The organism is Mycolicibacterium sp. SMGY-1XX, from assembly GCF_059132455.1.
This window is the reverse complement of sequence record NZ_CP101139.1, coordinates 4829087-4853303: the sequence shown is the minus strand read 5'-3', so window position 1 is coordinate 4853303 and position 24217 is coordinate 4829087. Positions and strand designations below refer to the sequence as shown.

Below are 24217 nucleotides of genomic sequence, written 5' to 3'. Positions count from 1 at the left end.
AGTGAGAGGGCGGTCGTCGACATGGTGCAGACGCTGCTGATCGACAATTACGACTCCTTCACCTACAACCTGGCCGCGCTGCTGACCGAGGTGAACGGCAGGCCGCCGGTCGTGGTGACCAACGACGCGGCTTGGGGCAGCCTGGACCTCGGCGCCGTCGACAACATCGTCATCTCACCGGGGCCCGGCGACCCCAACGTGCCCGCCGATTTCGGTATCTCCGCGCGGGCGATCGCCGACTCCGGTCTGCCGGTTCTCGGTGTCTGCCTCGGGCATCAGGGTCTGTGTGCGGAGTTCGGGGCGCGGGTGGTGCGCGCCCCGCAACCGGTGCACGGGCGGGTGTCGCGTATTCGGCACACCGGCCGCGATCTGTTCGAAGGGCTACCGTCGCCGATGTCGGTGGTGCGCTACCACTCACTGATCGCCGTCGATCTGCCGGAGGAACTGGAGGTCCTGGCGCGCACCGACGAGGGGCTGGTGATGGCGGTGCGCCATCGGCGCCGCCCGCTGTGGGGAGTGCAGTTCCACCCCGAATCGATAGCCTCCGACCACGGCGCCGCGATCATGCGCAACTTCCGTGCTCTCGGTAACCTTGTCCGTCGGCCCAAAGGTGTTGCCGTACCGAGGCAGACCAATCCTGTGTCGGGCCGACGGCAGGCCGGCTACGCCGTGGATCATCGCCGCATACCGCACCTTCCTGATGCGCCCTCGCTCTACCGGCGCCTGTTCGCCGGGCGTCCCGGCGCGTTCTGGCTCGACGGCCGTGCGGCCGAGCCGGGCGAGCGGTTCACCATCATGGGAGACGCGACGGGACCCCTGGCGGAATACCTGACCTATGACGTCGACGCGCGGCAGGTGCACGTCGACTCGGCGCGTGGACACCAAACACAGTCCGTCACATCGCTTTTCGACTATCTCGAAGTGCAGCTGACGAGTCGGGCGATACCGCCGGATGCGGCGCTGCCGTGCCCCTTCCGGCTCGGTTACGTCGGTTACCTGGGCTACGAACTCAAAGCGGAGTCGGGCGGTGGCCGCAGGCACCGCTCGCCGCATCCCGACGGTGCGCTTGTTTTCGCCGACCGGGCTGTGGTGATCGATCACGACCGAGGCTGCAGTTATCTCCTCGCGTTGCGCCTCGCCGGCGACACGCCACCTCACTGGTGGCTGGACCAGACGGCCGCGGTCCTGCGTTCCGTCGCCGCCGACGACGTGTCCACCGCCGCTCCGGCTGTCAGCAGCGCACCGCTGGACATCTCGGTCGACGCCGGCGTGCATCGGGCCCGGGCCGAAGAGTGCCTCGACCTCATCGGGCAGGGGCAGACCTACGAGGTGTGTCTGACCACCACAGCGCGGATCGACCGTGACATCGACGCCGTCGCGACGTTCGAGCGAGCGTGCGTGACCAATCCGGCGCCGTACGCCGCGCTGTTGCAGTTCGCGGGACTGTCGGTGGTCAGCGCCTCTCCGGAGCGGTTCCTGCGGGTAGGGGACAACCGGGTGGCGGAGTCCAAGCCGATCAAGGGCACCAGGCCCCGAGGGTCAACGCCGGAGGCCGACTTGTTGTTGCGGAACACATTGCACGGCAGCGAGAAAGACCGTGCGGAGAACCTGATGATCGTGGACCTGGTGCGCAATGACCTGACTCGGGTGTGTGTGCCGGAGTCGGTACACGTGCCCTCGCTTTTCGGTGTGGAGTCCTACCCGTTCGTTCATCAGCTGGTCTCCACCGTGCGTGGCACGCTGCGCGAGGATGTCCATCCGGTGGACGCCGTCCGGGCGCTGTTTCCCGCCGGGTCGATGACGGGTGCACCCAAGGTCCGCACCATGGACATCCTGGATCGCCTGGAAGGCCGGGCCCGCGGAGTGTATTCCGGTGCGCTGGGCTATCTTTCGCTCTCGGGCGCCATCGATCTATCCGTGGTGATCCGCACGGTCGTCGCCGCAGGCGGCAGCATCGAGATCGGCATCGGAGGCGCCATCACCGCGTTGTCGGACCCGGCTGAGGAGTATGCGGAGATCCTGCTCAAGGCCGCGTCCTGGCGAAACACGCTCGCCGCGCCTGCGCCGGTGGGTGTGCGAGCCGGGGTTTCAGTCGACAATTGATATACTAGACACGCTCAAACTGATATAGCACAATTGTGTCCTGTTGCCGACCGCACGCTGAATCGTCCACAAGCCAAGGAGATTTCCATGCCACAACAGGTTCGCGGTGTCATCGCCCGCTCGAAGGGTGCCCCCGTCGAGGTCACGACGATCACGATTCCAGATCCCGGGCCGGGTGACGTGGTGGTGCGCATCCAGGCTTGCGGGGTGTGCCACACCGACCTGACCTACCGGGACGGCGGCATCAACGACGAGTACCCCTTCCTGCTTGGACACGAGGCCGCGGGCATCGTCGAGGAAGTCGGCGCCGGCGTCGGCTCGGTCGCCGTGGGCGATTTCGTGATCCTCAACTGGCGGGCGGTGTGCGGGCGGTGCCGGGCATGCAAACGCGGACGTCCGCAATACTGCTTCGACACCCACAATGCCGGGCGGAAGATGACGCTGGAGGACGGCACCGAGCTGACCCCGGCGCTGGGTATCGGCGCGTTCGCCGAGAAAACCCTTGTCCACGAGGGGCAGTGCACCAAGGTCGACCCAGACGCCGATCCGGCCGTGGTCGGGCTGCTCGGGTGTGGTGTGATGGCCGGTCTCGGTGCCGCCGTCAACACCGGCAACGTGTCGCGCGGAGACTCGGTGGCGGTGATCGGCTGCGGTGGTGTGGGTGACGCGGCCATCATGGGAGCGCGGCTGGCGGGGGCGGGCACCATCATCGCGATCGACCGTGACCCGCGAAAGTTGCAGTGGGCCACCGAACTCGGTGCCACCCACACCGTGAACGCGGCCGAAGCCGACACGGTGGCCGCCGTCCAGGAACTCACCGGCGGGTTCGGCGCCGACGTCGTGATCGACGCGGTGGGCCGGCCGGAAACCTGGCGTCAGGCTTTTTATGCGCGTGATCTGGCCGGCACCGTGGTGCTGGTGGGCGTGCCGACCCCCGATATGAAACTCGAGATGCCGCTGGTCGACTTCTTCGCCCGCGGCGGGTCGTTGAAGTCGTCGTGGTACGGGGATTGCCTGCCCGAACGCGACTTCCCGACGCTGGTGGACCTGTACCGGCAGGGGCGGTTGCCGCTCGAGCGGTTCGTGTCGGAGCGGATCAAACTCGACGAGATCGAAGACGCCTTCCACACCATGCACGAGGGCAAGGTGTTGCGCTCGGTGGTCGTCCTGTGACATCACAGATCCAGCGCGTGGTGACCTCCGGGACGTTCGAACTCGACGGCGGCTCCTGGGACGTCGACAACAACATCTGGATCGTCGGCGACGATTCCGATGTCGTGGTCTTCGATGCCGCCCACACCGCGCAACCGATCATCGACGCCGTGGGTGGTCGCAATGTGGTCGCGGTGGTGTGCACCCACGGCCACAACGACCACATCACCGTCGCGCCGGAACTCGGTGCCGCGCTCGACGCCCCGGTGCTCCTGCACCCGGCCGACGCGGTGTTGTGGCAGATGACACACGCCGGCAACGATTTTCGTGCCATCGAAGACGGTGCCTCGCTGAAGGCGGGCAACCTGGAGCTGGTTGGTCTGCACACCCCGGGACATTCACCGGGCTCGGTGTGCTGGTTCGCTCCCGAGCTGAAAGCGGTGTTCTCCGGGGACACCCTGTTCCAGGGTGGTCCGGGGGCCACCGGGCGATCGTTCTCCGATTTCCCCACCATCCTGGAGTCCATCAAGAACCGGCTGGGCACCTTGCCGGCCGATACGGTGGTGTACACCGGCCACGGTGACTCCACCACGATCGGGGACGAGATCGTGAATTACGACGACTGGGTCGCCCGCGGCCACTGACGAGGCGCTGCGAGGAACGAGCAGCGCTGAGGAAGGGGCCCAGAGGCAGAAGCCACTGACGAGGCGCTGCGAGGAACGAGCAGCGCTGAGGAAGGGGCCCAGAAGTGGAAGTCACTGACGAGGCGCTGCGAGGAACGAGCAGCGCTGAGGAAGGGGCCCAGAAGTGGAAGCCACTGACGAGGCGCTGCGAGCACAACCCACTAGCCGGTTCCCAACAGGCGGTGCAGCACCGCATCGAGGGCCGCCGACATACCGGAGTCTGCGGCCGCGGCGTGCACCGCGTCCGCCACTGGCGACTCGGGTTCTCGCGCCAGCGTGATGACCCCGACGGTGGGCCCGGTGCGGTGCTCGCTGATGGGGCGCACCGCCATGCCCGCCGGCACACCGAAGGCGTAGAGCCACGCGTGCGATGCGATGGTCGCCAGCTGCGCGCTGCTCAGGTGTGCGTAGATGGCGCCCACTGTGTCGGCTTCCACCACCGGGGTGAACCGCACCGCCGCAGCGGCCATGTGTGCGTCGATGATCCTGCGGTTACGCATCTCGGAGGTCAGCGCACACAGCGGTAGCGTGGCCGCCTGCGCCCAGGTGAGGCTCGGCTGCGCCATGACGGGGTTGTCCTCGGGGGCCAGGACGACGTAGCTCTCCTGATACAGCACGGTCTGCCGGCAGCCCGGTGGTGTCTCGGTGTCGAGGTAGGTCAGCCCGGCATCGATCTCGAAGTCCGCCAGCCGCCGCGCGATCTCCCGCGAGGACAACGCCTCCACGCGCACCGTCGCCGTCGGGTGCACCTGCAGCAGACGCGTGGACAGCAGCGGAATCGCGGGAACCGAGGTCGGAATCGCGGCGATCCGCGCTGTCATGGTCAGCCGTCCGCGCATGCGTTCGACATCGGCCAACAGTTCGTCTCGCTCGGCGATGATCCGATGAGCCCAGGTGAGAACCCGGGCACCTTCGGCGGTGAAACCCTCGAACCGGTGTCCGCGCAGCACAATCGGAACACCGAGCTCACGTTCGAGACGACGGATGGCCACCGACAGGGTGGGCTGGCTGATGTGGCAGGCGGCAGCGGCGCGGCCGAAGTGCCGTTCGCGGGCCAGCGCCACGAGGTACTCCAACTGCGCGATCTGAACGTCGGCGGCCATGGCGTCGCTCCTTGATAGATATCAACTATCGAAGCATCTGGAAACGTCATGACCAAACCGTTGCCGGCTACTCGGCGGGCCCGTACGGTCAGGGTTTCCGATCGATCTGCAGAGGATGCACGCGTGCCCAGCATCGACAATGACAGCAGGTACCTCTTCGACGAAGGTGACGCCCAGATCACCCATGAGAAGAGTTACGCCGCAGGCGTTCCCGCCGTCATGGTGTCGCTGCGGCGCGGTGTCGAGCAGATGGGAGTGGTGCGCACCGCCCGCACCTTGGCCAAACTCAACCAGCGGAACGGCTTCGACTGCCCGGGATGTGCCTGGCCGGAGACACCGGGCCACCGCAAGCACGCCGAGTTCTGCGAGAACGGCGCCAAGGCGGTGGCCGAGGAAGCCACCACCCGGCGCGTGACACCGGAGTTCTTCGCACGTCACTCGGTGGCCGACCTGCTGGAACACACCGAGTATTGGCTGGGCCAACAGGGCAGGCTCACCCATCCCATGGTGCTGCGCCCGGGTGCCACCCACTATCAACCCATCGAGTGGGATCAGGCCTTCGCGCTGATCGCCGAGGAGTTGCGCGCACTCGGCACCCCGGATGCCGCGGCCTTCTACACATCGGGGCGCACCTCCAACGAAGCCGCATTCCTCTACCAGCTGCTGATTCGGAGCTTCGGCACCAACAACATGCCGGATTGCTCGAACATGTGCCACGAGTCCTCCGGCACCGCGCTGGTGGAGAGCATCGGCATCGGCAAGGGCTCGGTGTCGGTGACCGATCTCGAGGACGCCGACCTGATCCTCATCGCCGGGCAGAACCCGGGCACCAATCATCCGCGGATGCTGTCGGTTCTGGAGAAGGCGAAAGCCAACGGGGCCAGGGTGATCGCCATCAACCCGCTGCCGGAGGCGGGCCTGCTGCGATTCAAGGACCCGCAGAAGGTCCACGGCGTGATCGGCGACGGGGTGGGCATCGCCGACGACTTCCTGCAGATCCGTTCCGGCGGCGATCAGGCGTTGTTCCAGGGTCTGGCGAAACTGCTGTTCGACGCCGAGGACCGCCGCCCGGGCAGTGTGCTCGACCACGACTTCATCGACCGGCACTGCGCGGGATTCGACGCTTACGCCGCGCACATCCGTGCCGTCGATCTGGACACCGTGCTGGCGGCCACCGGCCTGACCCGAGCCGAACTCGACACCACCGCCCAGGCGCTGGTGGACTCGAAGAAGACCATCATCTGCTGGGCCATGGGTCTGACCCAGCAGACCCATGGGGTGGCGACCATTCAGGACGCCACGAATCTTCTTCTGCTGCAGGGCATGATCGGCAAGCCCGGCGCGGGGGTGTGCCCGGTGCGTGGGCACTCCAACGTCCAGGGTGACCGGACGATGGGTATCTGGGAGAAGATGCCGGAGCCGTTCCTGGCGGCTCTGGACACCGAGTTCGGCATCACCAGCCCGCGCCGGCACGGCTATGACGCCGTTGACGCCATCCGGGCCATGCGTGACGGGCGGGTCTCGGTGTTCATGGCGATGGGCGGCAACTTCGTCTCGGCCACCCCTGACACGGAGGTCACCGAGGCCGCGCTGCGCAACTGCTCCTTGACCGTGCAGGTGTCGACGAAGCTGAACCGCTCGCATCTGGTGACCGGGCGCACCGCGCTGATCCTGCCGTCCCTGGGCCGCACCGACAAAGACGTGATCGACGGCCGCAAACAGGTTGTCACCGTCGAGGATTCGATGTCGGTGGTGCACCTGTCCCGCGGTGGGCTCATGCCGCCGAGTCCGCAGGTGCGCAGTGAGGTCGCCATCGTGTGCGGGCTCGCCGGGAAGTTGTTCGGTGTGGCTCATTCGGTGCCGTGGTCGGAGTTCGCATCCGATTACGACCGGATCAGGGACTCCATCGCACGGGTGGTGCCGGGATTCACCGACTTCAATCGGCGCGTGCGCGAACCCGACGGCTTTGTGCTGCCGCACCCACCGCGCGATGAGCGGGCGTTCACGACGTCGACGGGTAGGGCGAATTTTGTGGTCAACCAACTGCACTGGTTGCCGATACCCGAAGGCAGACTGATCCTGCAGACCATGCGCAGCCACGATCAGTACAACACCACCATCTATGGGCTCGACGACCGCTACCGCGGGGTCAACGGCGCGCGCCGAGTGGTGTTGTGCCATCCCGACGACATCGCCGCCGGTGGCTTCGTCGACGGCGAGCGGGTGGACCTGGTGTCGGAATGGCCGCTCGACGGTGGCGCCGTCGAGGAGCGGCGCGCCGAGGACTTCCGGCTGGTGGCCTACCCGACCCCGCGTGGCAACGCCGCAGCCTACTACCCGGAAACCAATCCGCTGATTCCCCTGGACCATACCGCGCGCAGGTCGAACACGCCGGTGTCCAAAGCCATCACGATCCGTCTCGAGCGCCGCCGATGAAGCGAGGGCGCTGATGGGACGGGTCACCGCCCGCACCCGCGTCACCCGGATCACCGCCGAGCGCAGCGTCCATCGCCCCGACACGCTGGCCGTCGAGGAACCGCTGGAGATCAGGGTGGCCGGCCGGCCCCTGGCGGTGACCATGCGCACGCCAGGATCGGATATCGAACTGGCACAGGGGTTTCTGCTCACCGAGGGGTTCATCGCCGACCGTTCGGACATCGCCGCCGTGCGTTACTGCAACAGCCGCGGCGCGGACGGCGCCAACACCTACAACGTCCTCGACATCGATCTCGCCGCAGGGGTGGCACTGCCCGAGACCGGTGTCGAACGCAACTTCTACACCACTTCCTCGTGCGGCGTGTGCGGCAAGGCCTCACTCGATGCCATTGCTCAGCGCACGCGGCACAGCCCCGCCGACGACACCGTCGGCGTCCGCACGCAGGTGCTGACGAGTTTGCCCGACACCTTGCGCGCGGCGCAGAAAGTCTTCGACAGCACCGGAGGCCTGCACGCCGCCGGGTTGTTCACCGCGGACGGTGCACTGCTGACCGTGCGTGAGGACGTCGGCCGGCACAACGCGGTGGACAAGGTGGTCGGCTGGGCTGTCGAACAGCAGCGAATCCCGTTGTCCGGCACGGTCCTGATGGTCAGCGGGCGCGCCTCGTTCGAGCTGGTGCAGAAGGCCGTGATGGCGGGCGTCCCGGTGCTGGCGGCCGTGTCGGCGCCGTCCTCGCTGGCCGTCGACCTCGCCCAGGACAGTGGTCTGACGCTCGTCGGCTTTCTCCGGGGCGCCAGCATGAACGTCTACAGCAGGCCGGACCGGATCACCGGGCTGGGCTGACCGCCCGGAGTACCGCCACCGCATCCACGGTGGCCGCCACATCGTGCACCCGCAGGATCGTCGCGCCGCGCTGGGCGGCCAGCAGTGCCGCCGCCACCGAGGCCGCACACCGGTCGGCCACGCCACGGCCGGTGAGGGCACCCAACATGCCTTTGCGGGACAGCCCCGCCATGATCGGCAATCCCATGGGTGCCGTGTCGGCCAGGCCATCCAGCAGCGCCAGGTTGTGCTTCAACGTCTTGCCGAAACCGAAGCCGGGATCGACCACCAGGTGATCCCGGGGGATGCCGGCCACGCAACAGGCCGCGACGCGGTCGAGCAGGAATCCGCGTACCTCGGCCACCACATCGCCGTAGGCCGGTGCGTCCTGCATGGTGGCCGGCTCACCCTGCATGTGCATCAGGCACACCGGAACCTGCAGCGCTGCCGCGGTTTCCAGCGCACCGGGGATCTGTAATGCCCGAACGTCGTTGATCATCACCGCACCGGCGGCGACGGCCGCACGCATCACCTCGGGCCGCGAGGTGTCCACCGAGACGGGTACCGAAGCCACCCGTGCCAGGGCCGCCACCACCGGGATCACCCGCCGCAGCTCCTCGGCCACCGATGGCGGCGACGCGCCGGGCCGGGTGGACTCCCCGCCCACATCCAGCAGATCGGCGCCCTCGGCGACGAGCTGCATACCGTGCGCGACAGCGGCCACCGCGTCGCGGCCGCCGTCGGAGAACGAATCCGGTGTCACGTTGACGATGCCGCACACCAGCGGTGCGCGGTCGGCCAGTCGGGCGACCAGCCGGTCGCGGACACCGGGGGAGTAGGCGAGCGCCGTCATCCGGGCCAGGACACGCCGAACTCTTCAGCCGCGTCGGTCAGCCATTCGGCGACGTACCGGGCGAACGACGATCTGGCGAGGATCTGGTAGTCGGTCCCGTTGTCGTTCAACGGGATCAAGACCACCGCGGCCAGTCCGAGCATCGTCTGCGCGGCCATACCGGTCCGGAACGCCGAGGAATGCAAGTCCAGTGAGCACCCCTTGGCGAGGACGTTGCGGGCATCGGCGCCCTGCAGTCGCAGGGTGGTGCGTTGGGCGGAGACATCCACCGCGGCGCCGCCGTGCTCGGAAATCGACTGCTGCAGTGCGGCTTCGAGCACCTCGCCGGAACACTCGGTGGAGCACACCAGCCATTCCTCGGGCCCGAACCAGATGGCGCTGGTGTCACCTGCGGTCGTCACCGTGGACGGCGCCTGTGGCAGGGCGGGCAACCCGAGGACGTCGGCCGCCGCCGTGGCGGCGTCGCCGGCCGGGTCGAGCCACAGATCGACCATGGCCACGTAGGGTTCCTCGGTGACGCGCGCCGAGGCCGGCAGCGTCGCGAATCGGGATTCGTAGCCCTGCAACGGGCTTCGGCGTACCAACGGACGGGGCGGGTTCAGGGTTTCAGCCATCTCGGCGTGCTCCTTCGGGATCGACGAGGACGGTGCCGGTGACTTCCACCGGCACCAAGGTGCCGTCCACGGGGACGTGCAGGGTGTCACCGATACGGGCGTGACCCCCCTTGACCAGTGCCAACGCGAACGGTCGGCCCAATTCGGCACTGCGGTAGCTCGACGTCACGTGCCCCAGCATCGGCACCGGTGGCGGGGGGAGCACACCGTCGGCGACGAACTCCACGATCTGCGCGCCCTCGGGCAGCACGGTGTCGGCGTCGGTGGGCAGAAGTCCGACGAACTGCTTGCGCAGCGGATTCAGGTTCTCGCTGCGGGTGAACGAGCGCTTGCCCACGAAGTCGGGTTTCTTCTTCGACACCGCCCAGCTCATGCCCAGGTCCTGGGGTGTGACGGTGCCGTCGGTGTCCTGCCCGATGATCGGATAGCCCTTCTCGGCGCGCAACACGTGCATGGTCTCGGTGCCGTACGGGGTGATGCCGTGCCGCTGGCCGGCCTCGATGAGCCGTTCCCACACCGCGGTGGCGTACCACCCCATGACGTTGACTTCGTACGCCAGCTCGCCGGAGAAGCTGACCCGGCCGATGCGCACGTGCACCCCGTCCAGTGCGGTGTCCCGCCAGGCCATGAACGGGAACGCGTCATTGCTGACATCGAGATCACCGAACACCGCTCCGATCACGTCACGGGACTTGGGGCCCACCACCGGGAAGGTGTGCCACTGTTCGGTCATCGAGGTCAACCTCACCCGCAGATGGGGCCACTCGGTCTGCAGCCATTCCTCCATCCAGTCCAGGATGTGGGCGGCGCCACCGGTGGTGGTGAAGACCTGGTAGCGGTTGTCGGCCAGGCGCATCACCGTGCCGTCGTCGATCACCATGCCGTCCACTCCGCACATGACGCCGTAGCGCACCATGCCGACCTTCAGGGTGCTCATCATGTTCGTGTAGAGCAGATCCAGGAAGGTCCCGGCGTCGGGACCCTGCACGTCGATCTTGCCCAGGGTCGAGCCGTCGAGAATGCCGACACCGGTTCGTACTGCGGCACATTCGCGCAGTACCGCGTCATCCATGCTCTCGCCGGGCAGCGGATAGTAACGGGGCCGCTTCCACTGGCCCACGTCCTCGAACACCGCGCCGCGGGTTACGTGCCAGTCATGCACGGCGGTCACCCGCTCGGGGTCGAACATCCGGCCGCGATCGCGGCCTGCCAGCGCGGCGAACGCCACCGGCGTGTAGGGCGGTCGGAAGGTGGTCACGCCGAGGCTGTCCATCGGCACACCGAGCAACTCGGACGTGATACCCGAAGCCACCACGCCCGAGGTCTTGCCCTGGTCGTGTGCGGTGCCGATGGTGGTGTAGCGCTTGATGTGCTCCATCGAACGCATCCCCGCGCCCACTGCACGCGCCAGGTCGGCCACGGTGGCGTCGCGCTGCAGGTCGACGAACTGGCGTTCGGTGCCGCCCGCATCGGGCACCTGCCACAGCACGACGCCCGGCGCCGGGATACGCACCGGATCGGATTCCGCGACAAGCTGATTGGGAACGATACCGAGCACGGCCGCGACGGCCTCCCGTCCGTTGCGCACACATCCCGGAAGGTCGAACACCCCGGCCGCGGACCCGGCCACGCTCACACCCTGGAGCGGTTCGCCGGGCACGAACGCACCCAGCGCGTCGTCGTAGCGCAGCTTTCCGCGGGCCTGGCTGAACAGGTGAACCGCGGGATTCCAGCCGCCGCTGACCAGCAGCACATCGCAGGCCACGCTCTTGCCTGCAACCACGGCATGGGTGATGCGGTGCTCGCCGAGCGTGCCGCTGACGGTGGCGCCGGCGTAGATGGCGATGTCGCGGATCGCCGCATCGGCCAGCAGGTCCGTCGAAACCTGTTCTCGGGCATCGACAATCGCGTTGACCGTGATGCCGGCGTCGTGCAGCTCGAACGCTGCTGTGTACGCCGAGTCGTTGGTGGTGAACACCACGGCCTGCTCGCCGACCTTGACGCCGTAGCGGTGCAGGAAGGTGCGGGCAGCGCCCGCGAGCATGATGCCGGGCCGGTCGTTGTCGGTGAACACCACCGGCCGTTCGTGGGCGCCGGTGGCGACCACGACGTGTCCGGCGCGGATCCGCCAGACCCGCTGCCTGCTGACCGCGGCGGGTGCGTCGACGCCCAGATGGTCGGTGCGGCGCTCCAAAGCCAGCACGAAGCCGTCGTCGTAATGTCCGAACGCGGTGGTGCGCTGCAGGTGCAGCACATCACGGTGGCCCTGCAATTCGGCCACCACGTCGGCTACCCAGTCGAGCGCGGGCCGGCCGCCGATGGTGTCGGTGCTACCGAGCAGGGAACCGCCCGGTTCACTCTGCTCGTCGATCAGCACCACCCGGGCCCCGGAGCGGGCGGCGGTCAGCGCCGCCGCGAGTCCGGCCGGCCCCGACCCCACCACCAGGACGTCGGTGTGCACGTGGGTGGCGTCGTAGCGGGCGGTGTCGGCGATGGCGGCCAGGCGGCCCTGCCCCGGAATGCCCCGCGCGGCCAGCCCGTCGAACAGCTCGACGGTGGTGGCGAGCAGCATCGGCTCCGGGAACGGGTGCTCCATCTGGACCAGGCCGCCGGTGTCCTCGGCCCAGGCAGCGGTGAAACCGCGGGGCCGTCCCAGCTTGATGCTCGTGGTGACCTGGTGGATTCCGTTGGCCAACAACGCCGATGCCAGCGTGTCCCCGGCGTGGCCGGTCAGTTCGCGGTCGTTGAAGGTGAAGGTGTAGGTGGTGTCGCGGTCGATGCGGCCACCCTCAGCGGTGCGGAAGTTCATCAGATCGTCGGCTTCTGCTCGTCGAGGCGGTAGACGCGCTCGAATCGGTAGGTGGCGGTGTCACGGACGGCGTTGAACCAGCGGCGGCAACCTGCGCTGTGACTCCACCGCTCGGCAAAGCGCCCCTTGGGGTTCTTGCGGAAGAACACGTAGTGCGCCCATTCCTCGTCGTTCAGCGCATACGGGTCCTCGGGGTAAGCGACGTGTGCCTCGCCGCCATAATGGAATTCGGTTTCCTCGCGCGGCCCGCACCACGGGCATTCGATGAGTTGCATCTGATTCTCCTAGTGTGCGACGCCGGCGGCACCGTGTTCGTCGACCAGCGCGCCGGTGACAAAGCGGTCGAGGCTGAATGGGGCGATGAACTCGTGTGGCCGGTCGTGGGCGATGGTGTCGGCCAGACACCAGCCGATCCCGGGGGTGGCCTTGAAACCGCCGGTGCCCCAACCCGCATTGAGGTACAGGTTCTCGTACGGGGTGCGCCCGACGATCGGTGAGGCGTCGGGGCAGACGTCGACGATCCCGGCCCAGGTGCGCAGCAGGTGCGCGCGGGCGAAGATCGGGAACAGCTCCACCGCCGCGGCCATCTGGCGTTCGATGATGTGGAACGCCCCGCGCTGGCCGTACCCGTTGTAGGAGTCGACGCCGGCGCCCATCACCAGCTCGCCCTTGTGGGCCTGAGAGACGTAGACGTGCACGGCATTCGACATCACGACCGTCGGGTGCACCGGCTCGAGCAGTTCGGAGACCAGTGCTTGCAGCGGGTGGCTCTGCAGGGGTGTGCGAATACCCAGCATGTCGGTGAGGGTGGAGGTGTGCCCGGCCGCGCAGAGGGCGACCTGCCCGGCGGCGATGTCGCCGCGGGTGGTGCGCACACCGGTCACCCGGTCACCGTCGGTGGTGAAGCCGGTGACTTCGCAGTTCTGGATGATGTCGATACCCGCTTCGTCGGCGCGCCGGGCGAAACCCCACGCCACGTAGTCGTGTTTGGCGATACCGGCCCGCGGCTGATACGTCGCACCCAGCACCGGGTAACGAATGTCGCTGGAGACGTTGACGATCGGGCACAGCTTCTTGACCTCGTCGGGGTCCACCCACCGCGCGTCGATACCGTTGAGCTTGTTGGCCTCGACCCGCCGCACGCTGTCGCGGACGTCCTGCAGGCTGTGGGCGAGGTTCAACACACCGCGCTGGCTGAAGAGGATCGGATACTCGAGGTCCTCTTCGAGGCCTTCCCACAATTTCAGGGCATGCTCGTAGATCAGGGCGCTCTCGTCCCACAGGTAGTTCGAGCGGATCAAGGTGGTGTTGCGCGCCATGTTGCCGCCGGCCAGCCAACCACGTTCCAGTACAGCGACATTGGTGATCCCGTGGTTCTTGGCCAGGTAGTGGGCCGTGGCCAGGCCGTGCCCGCCGCCGCCGACGATCACCACGTCATAGGACTTCTTCGGCTCGGGGGTGCGCCACAAGAAGTCGGGGTGGTCGGGAAGGTGTGCTCCGGGTGGTGTCTTCACAGTGCCATCTCCTTCGAAGAGGCCGACTTCAGGCTCGGGTACAGCGGGAAGCGGCGGGCCAGCTCGGTCACCCGGTCGCGCAGTGCGCTCAGCGCGACGTCGTCGGCCTCGGGTCGCAGCGCATGGCTGATGACGTCGGCCACTTCACCGAACGCCTCGAGGTCCAGGCCGCGGGTGGCCAGCGCCGCGGTGCCGATCCGCACACCGGAGCTGATCATCGGCGGGCGTGGATCGAACGGAACGGCGTTGCGGTTGACCGTGATTCCCACCTGGTGCAGCCGGTCCTCGGCCTGTTTGCCGTCGAGTTCGGAGTTGCGCAGATCAACCAGGACCAGGTGCACGTCGGTGCCCCCGGAGACCACGCTGATGCCGGCGGCGCGAGAGTCGGCCTGCAGCAGCCGCTCGGCCAGGATCCGGGCGCCGTCGAGGGTGCGCTGCTGGCGTTCTTTGAAGGCGGGCTCGGCGGCGAGTTTGAACGACACCGCCTTGGCGGCGATGACGTGCTCCAGCGGGCCGCCCTGCTGGCCGGGGAACACCGAGGAGTTGAACTTCTTGGCCAGGGCTTCGTCGTTGGTCAAGATGATGCCGCCGCGCGGGCCGCCGAGGGTCTTGTGGGTGGTCGAGGTGACGACGTGAGCGTGGGGGACCGGTGACGGGTGCAGCCCTGCGGCCACCAGGCCGGCGAAGTGGGCCATGTCCACCATCAGGTAGGCGCCCACCTCGTCGGCGATGCGGCGGAATTCGGCGAAGTCGAGCTGGCGCGGGTAGGCCGACCAGCCGGCCATGATCAGTTTGGGCTTGCGTTCGTGGGCCAGGCGTTCGACCTCGGCCATGTCGACCAGGTGGGTGTCCTCGGTGACGTGGTAGGCGGCGACGTCGTAGAGCTTGCCGGAGAAGTTGAGTTTCATCCCGTGGGTCAGGTGTCCGCCGTGCGGCAACGCCAGGCCCAGGATGGTGTCGCCGGGTGACAACAGCGCAGCCATCGCCGACGCATTGGCTTGAGCCCCCGAATGTGGTTGCACATTCGCATATTTGGCGCCGAAAAGGCTGGTGAGCCGATCGATGGCGAGTTGCTCGATGACGTCGACGTGCTCGCAGCCGCCGTAGTAGCGGCGTCCCGGGTAGCCCTCGGCGTACTTGTTGGTCAGGACCGATCCCTGGGCCTGCATCACCGCCAGCGGGGCGAAATTCTCACTGGCGATCATCTCCAGCGTGTTCTCCTGGCGGGCCAGTTCGGCGGCGATGGCACTGTGCACCGCGGGATCGAGGTCGGCCAGTGACTCCCCGAGTATCGGGTTGGCCCCGCGGTCGAGAGCGGCGGTGTGGAGGGTCATGTATGCCTTCCTGACATTCCAGATCAACGGAACTAATATATCAATGTGCGATTAGGATAAGATCACACGGCGACCACGTCAATGGGTGGTTCGGAAAGGGGCAGGCGACGATGACCGTGACGGATCTGATCAACGGTGCCGAGGCCGGCGCGGAGAGCAACGCCGACCGGGCGTACGAGGTCACCCGAGAACGCTTGGTGCTGCTCGACATTCGCCCGGGTGAACCCATCAACGACGAGCAGATCGCCGACGAACTCGGTCTGGGCCGGACGCCGGTGCGCGAGGCGCTCAAACGGCTCGAGCGGGAACGCCTGGTCATCGCCTATCCGCGCCGCGGCACGTTCGCCGCGGCCGTCGACATCACCGATCTGGCGGACATCTCCGAAATCCGCAAACAACTCGAACCCACCGCCGCGGCGCGCGCCGCCCGGTCGGCGACCCCCGCCGCGCGGGCGCGGCTGGCGCACCTCATCGACATCATCGCCGCGATCGACGACGCCGACAGCCCGCGCGACGTCCTGCGGCGCGACGTGCATGTGCACCGCGCGATCTACGAGGCCTCGGGGAACCCGCATCTGGAGCAGATCCTGATCAGTCTCGACGGCCACGCCACCCGCATCTGGTGTCTGTTCCTGGACCGGTTGCCTGATGTGGCCGGCCACGTCCGGGAGCACACCGCGCTGCTGGAGGCCATCATCGCCGGTGACGCCGAGCGTGCCGCGGAGTTGACGCTGCGCCACGTGACCGGATTCGAGAGGGCCATCCGGGCCTTGCTCTGAGCGCTTCGTCGGCAAACCTGCGAGGTGTTGTGCACTCCGGGGCGCATACTGATATATCATCGTCGTGACACGTGTCTGCGGTGGAAGGAATCTGGGTCGTGAGCGTTCCGGGCATAGAGATCTTCGACACCGATTCCGACGGTATGTCCTTCGCCGATCGCGCCTACATCGCGATCCGAGACAAGCTCATCATGCTCGACATCCGGCCCAATGAGGCGATCGTCGAAAGCGAGTTGGCCACCCAACTGCAATTCGGACGCACTCCGGTGCGCGAAGCCCTCAAGCGGCTCGAAGCCGATCGCCTGGTTGTCTCCTACCCCCGCCGCGGCACCTTTGCCACCGGCGTGGATGTTGCTGACCTGCGCCATATTTCGCAGATCCGGGTGAACCTCGAGCCCGTCGCCGCCCGTACCGCCGCCGAATCCGCGTCCCCGGAGATCCGCAAGCACCTGCTGGAGCTGGCTGATCAGACCGGTGCGCTCGATGTCGCCCACATCGACCGTCACGAACTGATGCGGTGGGACCTCAGCGTGCACCGCGCCATTTACCGGGCCGCCGGCAATCCGCATCTCGAGGACGTCCTGGTGCGCTACGACAACCTGGCCACCCGGATCTTCTGCCTGTTCCTGGATCGCCTGCCCACCGTGGCCAGCCACGTGGGTGAGCACACCAATCTCTTGCGGACCATCGCCAGTGGTGACGGGGACGCCGCGGCCGACATCGCCCGCGATCACGTCATCGGCTTCGAGGAGTCGGTGCGCGCGGTTGTCTGACGTGATCGAGTGTCACTGTGTGGCGGGTTTTGACGCGATTTCCCGCCATACAGTGACACTCGATCGCTGAGGGGGTTCAGCCGCACACCCGAAACCGGGCGGCCCTCATGGAGTGAGGGCCGCCCGATTCGGACCTTCCCACGGCTGCCGCTCAGCCAGGGCTGCTCCTGAGCTGTCGCCGCTCTCCCTCGGCGGTGCATCCGTGTGCGGGGGAAGGTCGCGCGGGGGTGATGTCCTAGCTGAAGACGACAGTGCGGTGCCCGTGCAACAGCACGCGGTTCTCACAGTGCCAGCGCACCGCCCGCGACAGTGCCAGCGCTTCGGCGTCCTGCCCCACGGTGGCCAGCCGGTGCGGGTCGTAGGAGTGGTCGATGCGGATGACTTCCTGCTCGATGATCGGACCTTCATCCAGATCGGGTGTCACGTAATGGGCGGTGGCACCCACCTGCTTGACGCCGCGATCGTAGGCCTGGTGATACGGCTTGGCGCCCTTGAAGCCGGGCAGGAATGAGTGATGGATGTTGATGGCACGGCCCTTGAGTGCCTGGCAGGCGTCGTCGGACAGCACCTGCATGTAGCGCGCCAGCACCACCAGGTCGGCCCGGTATTCATCGACGAGGGCCAGCAGTTCGGCTTCGGCCTCGGGCTTGGTGGCCGGCGTCACCGGAATGTGTACGAAGGGCAGGCCCGCCGCCTCGGCCATCGGCCGAAGCACCTCGTGGTTGGACACCACGGCCACCAGGTCCCCACCCAGTGTGCCTGCGCGCCAACGGAAGATGAGGTGGTTGAGGCAGTGACCCATCTTCGAGACCATCACCACCACCCGGGGCAGGCTGTCATCGTCGATGCGGAACGACATGTCGAATCCTGATGCGACGGTGTGGAATTGCTCGGTCAACTGGGCCGCGTCGGTGTCGTCGGCGCAGAGGAAGCGGGTGCGCAGGAAAAAGGCCTTGCTGCCGGTGTCGTCGAATTGCTGGTGTTCGGCGATGTCGCAGCGCCGGGAGAACAGGAAGGAGCTCACGGCGTGGACGATGCCGGGCCGCTGCGGGCAGCTCAGGGTCAGGGTGAAGTGCTGGGTCATGAGGTCTCCTGGAGTACTGACAAGCGAGTGGTGAGAGTGGTTGCGGCCGTGACGGTGTTGGCGAGCAGCAAGGCGGTGGTCACCGGCCCCACGCCGCCCGGGACCGGCGTCAACCCGCCGGCACGTCCGTCGACGGAATCGGCGTCGACGTCACCGAGCAGTCGGCCGTCGTCGGTGGCGGTGGTTCCGACGTCGATCACCATGGCGCCCTCGGCGATGTGGTGATCGGTGACCAGCCCTGGGATCCCGACGGCGACCACCACGATGTCGGCGGCCCGGGTGCTGACGGCCAGGTCCGCGGTGTGCCGGTGGCACAGTGTGACGGTGGCGTCGCGTTGCACCAGCATGTTGGCCACGGGGGTACCGACCACAATGGAGCGGCCCACCACGGTGACGTTGCGAGCGCGCAGTTCGATGCCGTGATGATCGAGCAGTGTCATCACTGCCTGCGCGGTGGCCGGCGCGAAGCACGGTTGCTGTGCCAGCAGGCGGCCGAGGCTGACCGGGTTGGCGCCGTCGATGTCCTTCTCCGGTGCGATGGCGTCACGTAGGGCCGCCAGGTGGGTGCCGACGGGCAACGGCGTCTGCAGGATGATGCCGTGGACGTCGGGGTCGTGGCTCAGTGCGGTCAGCGAGGCGAAGAGATCGGCATCGGTGGCGGCCGGGCCCAGATCCACGATCTCGCAGGCGATTCCGGCCTTCTTGGCGGCCCCCGCGATGGACCGCACGTACCACGCGGTCGATTCGTCGCCGGTGGCCATGACGACGGCGAGCTTGGGCTGGATGCCGAGACGGGCCAGGTCGGCGGCGCGGTCGCTGACCTCCGCGCGGATACTCGCCGAGAGCTGTTTGCCGTCGAGAACTCTGGTCATGCGGTGAGGGCCTTTCGGACGCGGGCGGTGATGTCGTCGGCGCGTGAGGTCAGACTGTCGACCACGGAGATCCGGTCCAGCAGTGACTCGCGAGTGCCGGGCTCGGCGATGCTGGGCAGGTTGATCTCGACGTTGACCCGGGCGGTGGTCGCGGCGGCGCGGGCGGCATCGGCGGCCGCGGCGACATCGCTGATCACATTGCGGTTGGCCACGGGAAGCAGTTCCTCGGCCTGGCTGAGCACGGCGGCGGCTGCCTCGGCGACCTCGACCGGCACGGCCGCGGCGTAGGTCGCTGCCGAGCTGATGGCCGCCGCCCTGGCCTCGGCTTCCTCTGCCGTGGATTTGGGCAGCTTGTAGGACGCGATGACGCCGTTGAATGCCGTCATGTCGTCGTCCATCAACCGAAGTGCCTGCGCGCGTACGGCATCGGCGTTCGCGCAGATCGTGGTCACCAGCTCCTGGTGCTCGGCGTACTTGAGTCCGCTGGTGTACCTGGCCACCATGCTCACCAGCGCCGCTGCCTGCGCGAGGTGCAGTGCCGCCGCCGCGCCGCCGCCGGGGGCGGGCACCTTGGCGGCCAGGGACTCGAGATAGTCGACAACGGTGTCGGTCATGACCGGATCTTCTTCATCTCGGGATCCACCAATGGTTCTGCGGCCACGGTCGCGGTGACGCGGCGGTCGAAGTACTGGATCTCCACTTGTGCACCCACGCCGGCGCCCGCGGGCAGCCAGGCGTAGGCGATCGGAGTGCCCACGGTGTGCCCGAAAGCCGCGCTGGTGACGTAGCCGACCGGTTCGCCGTCGAGGAACACCGGCTCGGAGCCCTGGACCACGGTCCGTCCGTCGTCGATGGTGAGGCAGGCCAGCTTCTTGCTGACCGTCTCAGCGGAGATGCCGTCCAGCGCGTCGCGTCCGATGAAGCCGTCCTTCTGCAACCGCACCGCGAAGCCGAGACCCGCTTCATAGGGGTTGTGCTCGGTCGTCATGTCGGTGCCCCACGCGCGGTAGCCCTTCTCCAGGCGCAGGCTGTTGAACGCGGCGCGGCCGGCGGCGATGACACCGTGGCGCTGTCCTTCGGCCCACAGTGCATCCCACAGGCGCAGGCCGTGTTCGGCGGTGGTGTAGAGCTCCCAGCCGAGCTCGCCGACGTAGGACAGCCGCATGGCGGTGACGGGGACGCCGGCGATGCGGACCTGCTTGGACCGGAAGTACTTGAAGGACTCATTGCTGAAGTCGTCGCGGCTCAGCGCCGTGACCAGATCGCGTGCTCGCGGACCCCACAGCCCGATGCAGCAGGTGCCGCCGGTGATGTCGCGGATGGTGACGCTGCCGTCGGCGGGCGCCTTCCGGCGGAAGTAGTCCAGATCGAGGTTGCCGTTGGCGCCCACCTGGAAGAGGTCGTCGGCCAGCCGGGCGACGGTGAGATCGCTTCGGACGCCGCCGGTTCCGTCAAGTGCCAGAGTGTAGGTCACCGAGCCGACGGACTTGTCCATCTTGCCGGTGGTGAGGCGTTCCAGCAGCGCCAGCGCGCCGGGCCCGGAGATTTCGAGCCGCTTGAGCGGGGTCATGTCGTACATCGCGACCGCGGTGCGGGTCTTCCAGGCCTCGGCGGCGGCGATGGGGGAGTGGAACTTGGCCGCCCAGTCGTCGCGGGCAGGGGGCTGCCACTCTTCTGGAAGTTGTTCCAGCAGTGCGGCGTTGGCCTCGAACCAGTGCGGCCGCTCCCAGCCGTGGCTCTCCAGGAACATCGCCCCGAGTTCCTTCTGCCTGGTGTGGAACGGGCTGACCCGCAGATCCCGCGGTGTCTCGCGCGGCTGCAGCGGATGCAGGATGTCGTAGATCTCGACGAAGTTCTGCTGGGAGGTGGTGCTGACAAAATCGGGATCCAGCTCCACCTCCTCGAAGCGGTGGACGTCGCAGCCGTGCAGCTCGATCTCGGAGCGGCCGTCGGTCAGCAGCTGAGCGACGGCACGGGCCACGCCGGCGGAGTGGGTCACCCACACCGCTTCGGCGATCCAGAAGTTCGCCACGTCGGGGGACTCGCCGATCAGCGGTCCACCGTCGGGAGTGAAGGAGAAGATGCCGTTGAAACCCTCAGCGACAGTGGCGGTTTCCAGGCAGGGCAGCAGCTTCTTGCACTGCTCCCACGCCGGGGCGAAGTCCTCTTCGGTGAACGCCAGCATCGAGGGCATGTTGTCAGCGGTGATCTTGCCGGCGGGTAACTCACGGACATCGACGGGCATGGGCCGGTGGGCGTAGGAGCCGATGCCGAGGCGGTCGACATGCTCACGGAAGTACAGATCCTGATCCTGATGGCGCAGGATCGGGAAGCCGGCCTCGGTCGACTCGCTGTTGCGGCCGGCGAGTTCGGGGATCAGGTTGGTCTTGGCGTACTGATGTGCCAACGGCAGCAGGGGCACGTCCATGCCGATCAGCTCGCCGAGGGCGGCACCCCAGAAGCCGCCGCAGGAGATCACGTAGTCGGCGGGGATCACCCCACCCGAGGTGGCCACCCCGGTGACCCTGCCGCCGCTGTGCTCGATGCCCAGGACCGTTGTCGAGCCTTGGAACACCGCGCCACGGCTCTGCGCGCGGCGGGCCAGCGCGACGACAGCACGCGACGCTTTCGCCAATCCGTCTGTCTCGACATACAAGCCGCCCAGGATGCGCTTGGGGTCAAGGAGCTGATGCACCTTGGCGCACTCTTCCGGATCGATCACCCGAGCCTCGACGCCCCATGAGGTGGCCCAGCCCTGCCGGCGGTGCAGCTCGGCCAACCGGGCTTCGGTGGTCGCGACCTCCAGGCCGCCGACCTGGTTGAAACACCACTGGCCGTCGACGTCCAGCGACAGGAACTTCTCGACGGTGTAGCTGGCGAACGCGGTCATCGTCTTCGAGGGGGTGGTCTGGAACACCAGTCCGGGAGCGTGCGAGGTCGAACCGCCGGTCAGGGGCAGCGGCCCTTGATCAACGACGGTGACGTCGTCCCATCCACGGGCGGTGAGCTCGTCGGCCAGGTTGGTGCCGACGATGCCGGCACCGATGATCACTACACGCGGTGATGCCATGCCTTGGTTCTCCTAGCTGGGGTGGTCGAGCGACTCGTAGAGCCTGGGGGCCGGGCGGCCGAGAGTGGAACTCCATGATTCGGATATTGATCGACAGCTGATATATCAAAACTACGATGCGGACGGTGGTGCGGTCAACCCTTTGGTTCTCTTTGTGCAACTGATGCGCTATGTGAGACAAAAACGCCGCCGTTATGGCGTTACGCCAGGATTTCGTTCCTGTGAAAGTTCTGTCTAGCAGTCGCGTATCAGATTGACGCGGTCTAATATATCAGCGAGATTGTGATCTGCGTCTCGTGGCGCACCCGCAATCCAGGTGTCGCGCAGGCCGGCGAGAGGAAGTACTGCCCGCGTCGCACCCCGCCACCGCCGATCCGGACACGAACCCCTCACACCGTGCCCGCGCCGGCCTCCACTCAGCCCGTAGTCGGACCACCGGTCCACCCGATTCAACGCAGGCGTTCACGCCTCAGGAGTCTGAAGTGACAGCACAACACGAGAAGACAACAAAAACCGACGTCCTCACGCCCTTCGAAGCCACGCCCAATGCCAGTTGCAGCGTGGAACCGGAGTCGGCGGACGTTCCCCTTCACTCACAACGCCCGAGGACCGACTGGCTGGTCTTCGGTGTCACCGCCGCGATCGTCATCGCCATCCTGGCCTGGGGTCTGATCGCCTCCGACGGTTTCAACGCCACCATGTCCTCGATCCTGAACTGGGTGGTGGGCAACCTCGGTTGGCTCTTCATCCTGTCGGCCACCGGCTTCGTCCTGTTCGCAGTATGGCTGGCGGTGAGCCGATACGGCCGGATCCCTTTGGGCAAGGACGGCGAGAAACCGGAGTTCCACACCGTCAGCTGGATCGCGATGATGTTCAGCGCCGGTATGGGGATCGGCCTCATCTTCTGGGGCGTCACCGAGCCCCTGACCCATTTCGTCAATCCACCACCGGGACTTGCTGATTCGGCAGCCGGGACGGCGCTGGCCACCGCGCTGTTCCACTGGGGTTTCCACCCCTGGTCGATGTACGCCGTGGTCGGTCTGTCCATCGCCTACGGCACGTACCGGATGGGGCGGCGCCAGCTCATCAGCTCGGCATTCACCCCGCTGTTCGGGCGTAAGCGCGTCGAGGGTCCGATAGGCAAGGTCATCGACATTCTCGCGATCTTCGCCACCATGTTCGGTACTGCCGCCTCGCTCGGTCTGGGCGCATTGCAGATCGGTTCCGGCATCGAGGTTCTGGGCTGGGTCGGTCACGCGGGCACGCTGCTGCTCGTCGGGGTCGTCGCTCTGCTGACGCTGGCATTCGTGGCCTCCGCGGTGTCCGGCATCTCCCGCGGAATCCAGTGGCTGTCCAACATCAACATGGTGTTGGCGCTGACGCTGGCCGTGTTCGTGTTCGTTGCCGGCCCGACGGTGTTGATCCTCGATCTGCTGCCGACCGCACTCGGTGACTACGCCGCCAACCTGGCGTCGATGTCGGCACGGTCCGCGGCTGCCGGCGCCGAAACCAAGACCTGGCTGTCGTCGTGGACCATCTTCTACTGGGCGTGGTGGATCTCCTGGACCCCCTTCGTAGGGATGTTCCTGGCCCGGATCAGCCGGGGGCGCACCATCCGGCAGTTCGTCATCGGTGTCATCCTCATCCCCACCACGGTGAGCCTGCTGTGGTTCGTGGTGTTCGGCGGCTCGGGGATCGGCCAGCAGCGTGACGGCATCGATCTCTACGGCACCGGTGAGCCGGAGTCGACACTGTTCGGCATGCTCGGCAACCTGCCTCTGGCAGCCCTGTCGTCGCTGCTGGTGATGGCGCTGGTGGCCATCTTCTTCGTGTCGGGCGCCGACGCGGCGTCGATGGTCATGGGAACGCTGTCACAACGGGGCTGTCTGCATCCCACCCGGTGGGCCGTGGCGTTCTGGGGCTTGAGCACCGGCGCGGTGGCCGTGCTGATGCTGTGGGCCGGCGGGAATGACGCCCTCAACGGTCTGCAGACCATGACGATCATCGTGGCCGCACCGTTCGTGGTGGTGATGATCGGGATGTGTGTGTCGTTTTATCTCGACATCAAACGCGACCCGCTTGTCACCGACCTGCCGCGCAAGCACTTGATCAAGAAGCAGTAGTGATTCGAAAGGGGCGGCGCCAGCCCGGGCCGCCCCTTTCGCCGCGTTTTCCGGCAAAGTCAACACATGTCAATAGCTCGACTGTTACGGCG

General features: G+C 67.1%; 19 protein-coding genes. 8 read left to right on the top strand and 11 right to left on the bottom strand.

The window, feature by feature from the left end; genetic code table 11:
• Window positions 1-21 precede the first annotated feature (21 nt).
• The 3 genes from pabB (at window position 22) to NL241_RS23330 (ending at window position 3899) form a co-directional block, all read left to right on the top strand.
• Window positions 22-2103, top strand: coding sequence for an aminodeoxychorismate synthase component I (gene pabB, locus NL241_RS23340; protein WP_494395174.1), 2082 nt, complete (start codon window positions 22-24; stop codon window positions 2101-2103).
• 87 nt (window positions 2104-2190) lie between these two features.
• Window positions 2191-3276 carry an S-(hydroxymethyl)mycothiol dehydrogenase gene (locus NL241_RS23335; protein WP_494395173.1) on the top strand — a complete coding sequence of 362 codons (1086 nt, stop codon included), beginning with the start codon at window positions 2191-2193 and terminating at the stop codon, window positions 3274-3276.
• Window positions 3273-3899, top strand: coding sequence for an MBL fold metallo-hydrolase (locus NL241_RS23330; protein WP_487687296.1), 627 nt, complete (start codon window positions 3273-3275; stop codon window positions 3897-3899). The genes NL241_RS23335 and NL241_RS23330 overlap by 4 nt, the downstream gene beginning before the upstream one ends.
• 200 nt (window positions 3900-4099) lie before the next feature.
• Here the strand turns inward: NL241_RS23330 and NL241_RS23325 are convergent, their stop codons facing one another.
• Complete coding sequence (locus NL241_RS23325; RefSeq protein ID WP_494395172.1) at window positions 4100-5041, bottom strand: LysR family transcriptional regulator; 942 nt, start codon at window positions 5039-5041, stop codon at window positions 4100-4102.
• Between the two features lie 132 nt (window positions 5042-5173).
• Between NL241_RS23325 and NL241_RS23320 the strand changes: the two genes are divergently transcribed.
• Entirely contained in the window at window positions 5174-7477 is a 2304-nt protein-coding gene (locus tag NL241_RS23320; protein WP_494398373.1) for an FdhF/YdeP family oxidoreductase, read from the top strand.
• A gap of 13 nt (window positions 7478-7490) precedes the next feature.
• The gene (gene fdhD / locus NL241_RS23315; RefSeq protein ID WP_487687300.1) at window positions 7491-8321 is read left to right on the top strand and encodes a formate dehydrogenase accessory sulfurtransferase FdhD; all 831 of its coding nucleotides are present in this window, start codon (window positions 7491-7493) and stop codon (window positions 8319-8321) included.
• Here fdhD and folP read toward each other — a convergent pair.
• Genes folP through glyA form a run of 6 tightly spaced genes read right to left on the bottom strand, consistent with a single transcriptional unit; the run spans window position 8305 to window position 15424 of the window.
• On the bottom strand, window positions 8305-9153 hold the full coding sequence (gene folP, locus NL241_RS23310) for a dihydropteroate synthase (RefSeq protein ID WP_494395171.1): 849 nt from the start codon (window positions 9151-9153) through the stop codon (window positions 8305-8307). The two genes, fdhD and folP, sit on opposite strands and share 17 nt — an antisense overlap.
• Window positions 9150-9767 carry a sarcosine oxidase subunit gamma gene (locus tag NL241_RS23305; protein WP_494395170.1) on the bottom strand — a complete coding sequence of 206 codons (618 nt, stop codon included), beginning with the start codon at window positions 9765-9767 and terminating at the stop codon, window positions 9150-9152. The genes folP and NL241_RS23305 overlap by 4 nt, the downstream gene beginning before the upstream one ends.
• Window positions 9760-12576 (bottom strand): glycine cleavage T C-terminal barrel domain-containing protein, encoded by a 2817-nt coding sequence (locus NL241_RS23300; RefSeq protein WP_494395169.1) that lies wholly within the window; start codon window positions 12574-12576, stop codon window positions 9760-9762. Before NL241_RS23300 ends, NL241_RS23305 begins: the two co-directional genes overlap by 8 nt.
• Window positions 12576-12851, bottom strand: coding sequence for a sarcosine oxidase subunit delta (locus tag NL241_RS23295; RefSeq protein WP_487687310.1), 276 nt, complete (start codon window positions 12849-12851; stop codon window positions 12576-12578). The genes NL241_RS23300 and NL241_RS23295 overlap by 1 nt, the downstream gene beginning before the upstream one ends.
• A gap of 9 nt (window positions 12852-12860) precedes the next feature.
• Window positions 12861-14090, bottom strand: coding sequence for a sarcosine oxidase subunit beta family protein (locus NL241_RS23290; RefSeq protein ID WP_487687314.1), 1230 nt, complete (start codon window positions 14088-14090; stop codon window positions 12861-12863).
• A complete protein-coding gene (glyA, locus tag NL241_RS23285; protein ID WP_494395168.1) occupies window positions 14087-15424 on the bottom strand; it encodes a serine hydroxymethyltransferase in 1338 nt (445 codons plus the stop codon). The genes NL241_RS23290 and glyA overlap by 4 nt, the downstream gene beginning before the upstream one ends.
• A gap of 110 nt (window positions 15425-15534) precedes the next feature.
• Between glyA and NL241_RS23280 the strand changes: the two genes are divergently transcribed.
• Together NL241_RS23280 and NL241_RS23275 are read left to right on the top strand one after the other, a co-directional pair.
• Window positions 15535-16203, top strand: a complete 669-nt coding sequence (locus NL241_RS23280; protein WP_494395167.1) for a GntR family transcriptional regulator — start codon at window positions 15535-15537, stop codon at window positions 16201-16203.
• A 98-nt stretch (window positions 16204-16301) separates the two neighbouring features.
• Complete coding sequence (locus NL241_RS23275) at window positions 16302-16976, top strand: GntR family transcriptional regulator (protein ID WP_487687322.1); 675 nt, start codon at window positions 16302-16304, stop codon at window positions 16974-16976.
• A 235-nt stretch (window positions 16977-17211) separates the two neighbouring features.
• On the opposite strand, the gene purU is transcribed toward NL241_RS23275, so the two are convergent.
• From purU to NL241_RS23255, 4 genes are read right to left on the bottom strand one after another with little or no spacing between them, the layout of a single operon-like run.
• Window positions 17212-18060: a formyltetrahydrofolate deformylase gene (gene purU, locus NL241_RS23270; protein WP_494395166.1), complete on the bottom strand. Its 849-nt coding sequence runs from the start codon at window positions 18058-18060 to the stop codon at window positions 17212-17214.
• The gene (locus NL241_RS23265; RefSeq protein WP_494395165.1) at window positions 18057-18932 is read right to left on the bottom strand and encodes a bifunctional 5,10-methylenetetrahydrofolate dehydrogenase/5,10-methenyltetrahydrofolate cyclohydrolase; all 876 of its coding nucleotides are present in this window, start codon (window positions 18930-18932) and stop codon (window positions 18057-18059) included. Before NL241_RS23265 ends, purU begins: the two co-directional genes overlap by 4 nt.
• Complete coding sequence (locus tag NL241_RS23260) at window positions 18929-19546, bottom strand: cyclodeaminase/cyclohydrolase family protein (RefSeq protein ID WP_494395164.1); 618 nt, start codon at window positions 19544-19546, stop codon at window positions 18929-18931. Before NL241_RS23260 ends, NL241_RS23265 begins: the two co-directional genes overlap by 4 nt.
• Window positions 19543-22002, bottom strand: a complete 2460-nt coding sequence (locus NL241_RS23255; RefSeq protein ID WP_494395163.1) for a GcvT family protein — start codon at window positions 22000-22002, stop codon at window positions 19543-19545. The genes NL241_RS23260 and NL241_RS23255 overlap by 4 nt, the downstream gene beginning before the upstream one ends.
• A 560-nt stretch (window positions 22003-22562) precedes the next feature.
• On the opposite strand from NL241_RS23255, the gene NL241_RS23250 reads away from it, so the two are divergent.
• Complete coding sequence (locus tag NL241_RS23250; protein WP_494398372.1) at window positions 22563-24125, top strand: BCCT family transporter; 1563 nt, start codon at window positions 22563-22565, stop codon at window positions 24123-24125.
• The last annotated feature ends 92 nt before the right edge of the window (window positions 24126-24217 follow it).

Excerpts from the sequence above, each read along its gene's own strand:
- NL241_RS23305 (WP_494395170.1), bottom strand. The coding sequence starts at position 9,767 with ATGGCTGAAACCCTGAACCCGCCCCGTCCGTTGGTACGCCGAAGCCCG.
- pabB (WP_494395174.1), top strand. The coding sequence starts at position 22 with ATGGTGCAGACGCTGCTGATCGACAATTACGACTCCTTCACCTACAAC.
- NL241_RS23280 (WP_494395167.1), top strand. The coding sequence starts at position 15,535 with ATGACCGTGACGGATCTGATCAACGGTGCCGAGGCCGGCGCGGAGAGC.
- NL241_RS23260 (WP_494395164.1), bottom strand. The coding sequence starts at position 19,546 with ATGACCGACACCGTTGTCGACTATCTCGAGTCCCTGGCCGCCAAGGTG.
- NL241_RS23265 (WP_494395165.1), bottom strand. The coding sequence starts at position 18,932 with ATGACCAGAGTTCTCGACGGCAAACAGCTCTCGGCGAGTATCCGCGCG.
- NL241_RS23335 (WP_494395173.1), top strand. The coding sequence starts at position 2,191 with ATGCCACAACAGGTTCGCGGTGTCATCGCCCGCTCGAAGGGTGCCCCC.
- NL241_RS23300 (WP_494395169.1), bottom strand. The coding sequence starts at position 12,576 with ATGAACTTCCGCACCGCTGAGGGTGGCCGCATCGACCGCGACACCACC.
- folP (WP_494395171.1), bottom strand. The coding sequence starts at position 9,153 with ATGACGGCGCTCGCCTACTCCCCCGGTGTCCGCGACCGGCTGGTCGCC.
- purU (WP_494395166.1), bottom strand. The coding sequence starts at position 18,060 with ATGACCCAGCACTTCACCCTGACCCTGAGCTGCCCGCAGCGGCCCGGC.
- NL241_RS23325 (WP_494395172.1), bottom strand. The coding sequence starts at position 5,041 with ATGGCCGCCGACGTTCAGATCGCGCAGTTGGAGTACCTCGTGGCGCTG.
- NL241_RS23255 (WP_494395163.1), bottom strand. The coding sequence starts at position 22,002 with ATGGCATCACCGCGTGTAGTGATCATCGGTGCCGGCATCGTCGGCACC.
- glyA (WP_494395168.1), bottom strand. The coding sequence starts at position 15,424 with ATGACCCTCCACACCGCCGCTCTCGACCGCGGGGCCAACCCGATACTC.
- NL241_RS23295 (WP_487687310.1), bottom strand. The coding sequence starts at position 12,851 with ATGCAACTCATCGAATGCCCGTGGTGCGGGCCGCGCGAGGAAACCGAA.
- fdhD (WP_487687300.1), top strand. The coding sequence starts at position 7,491 with ATGGGACGGGTCACCGCCCGCACCCGCGTCACCCGGATCACCGCCGAG.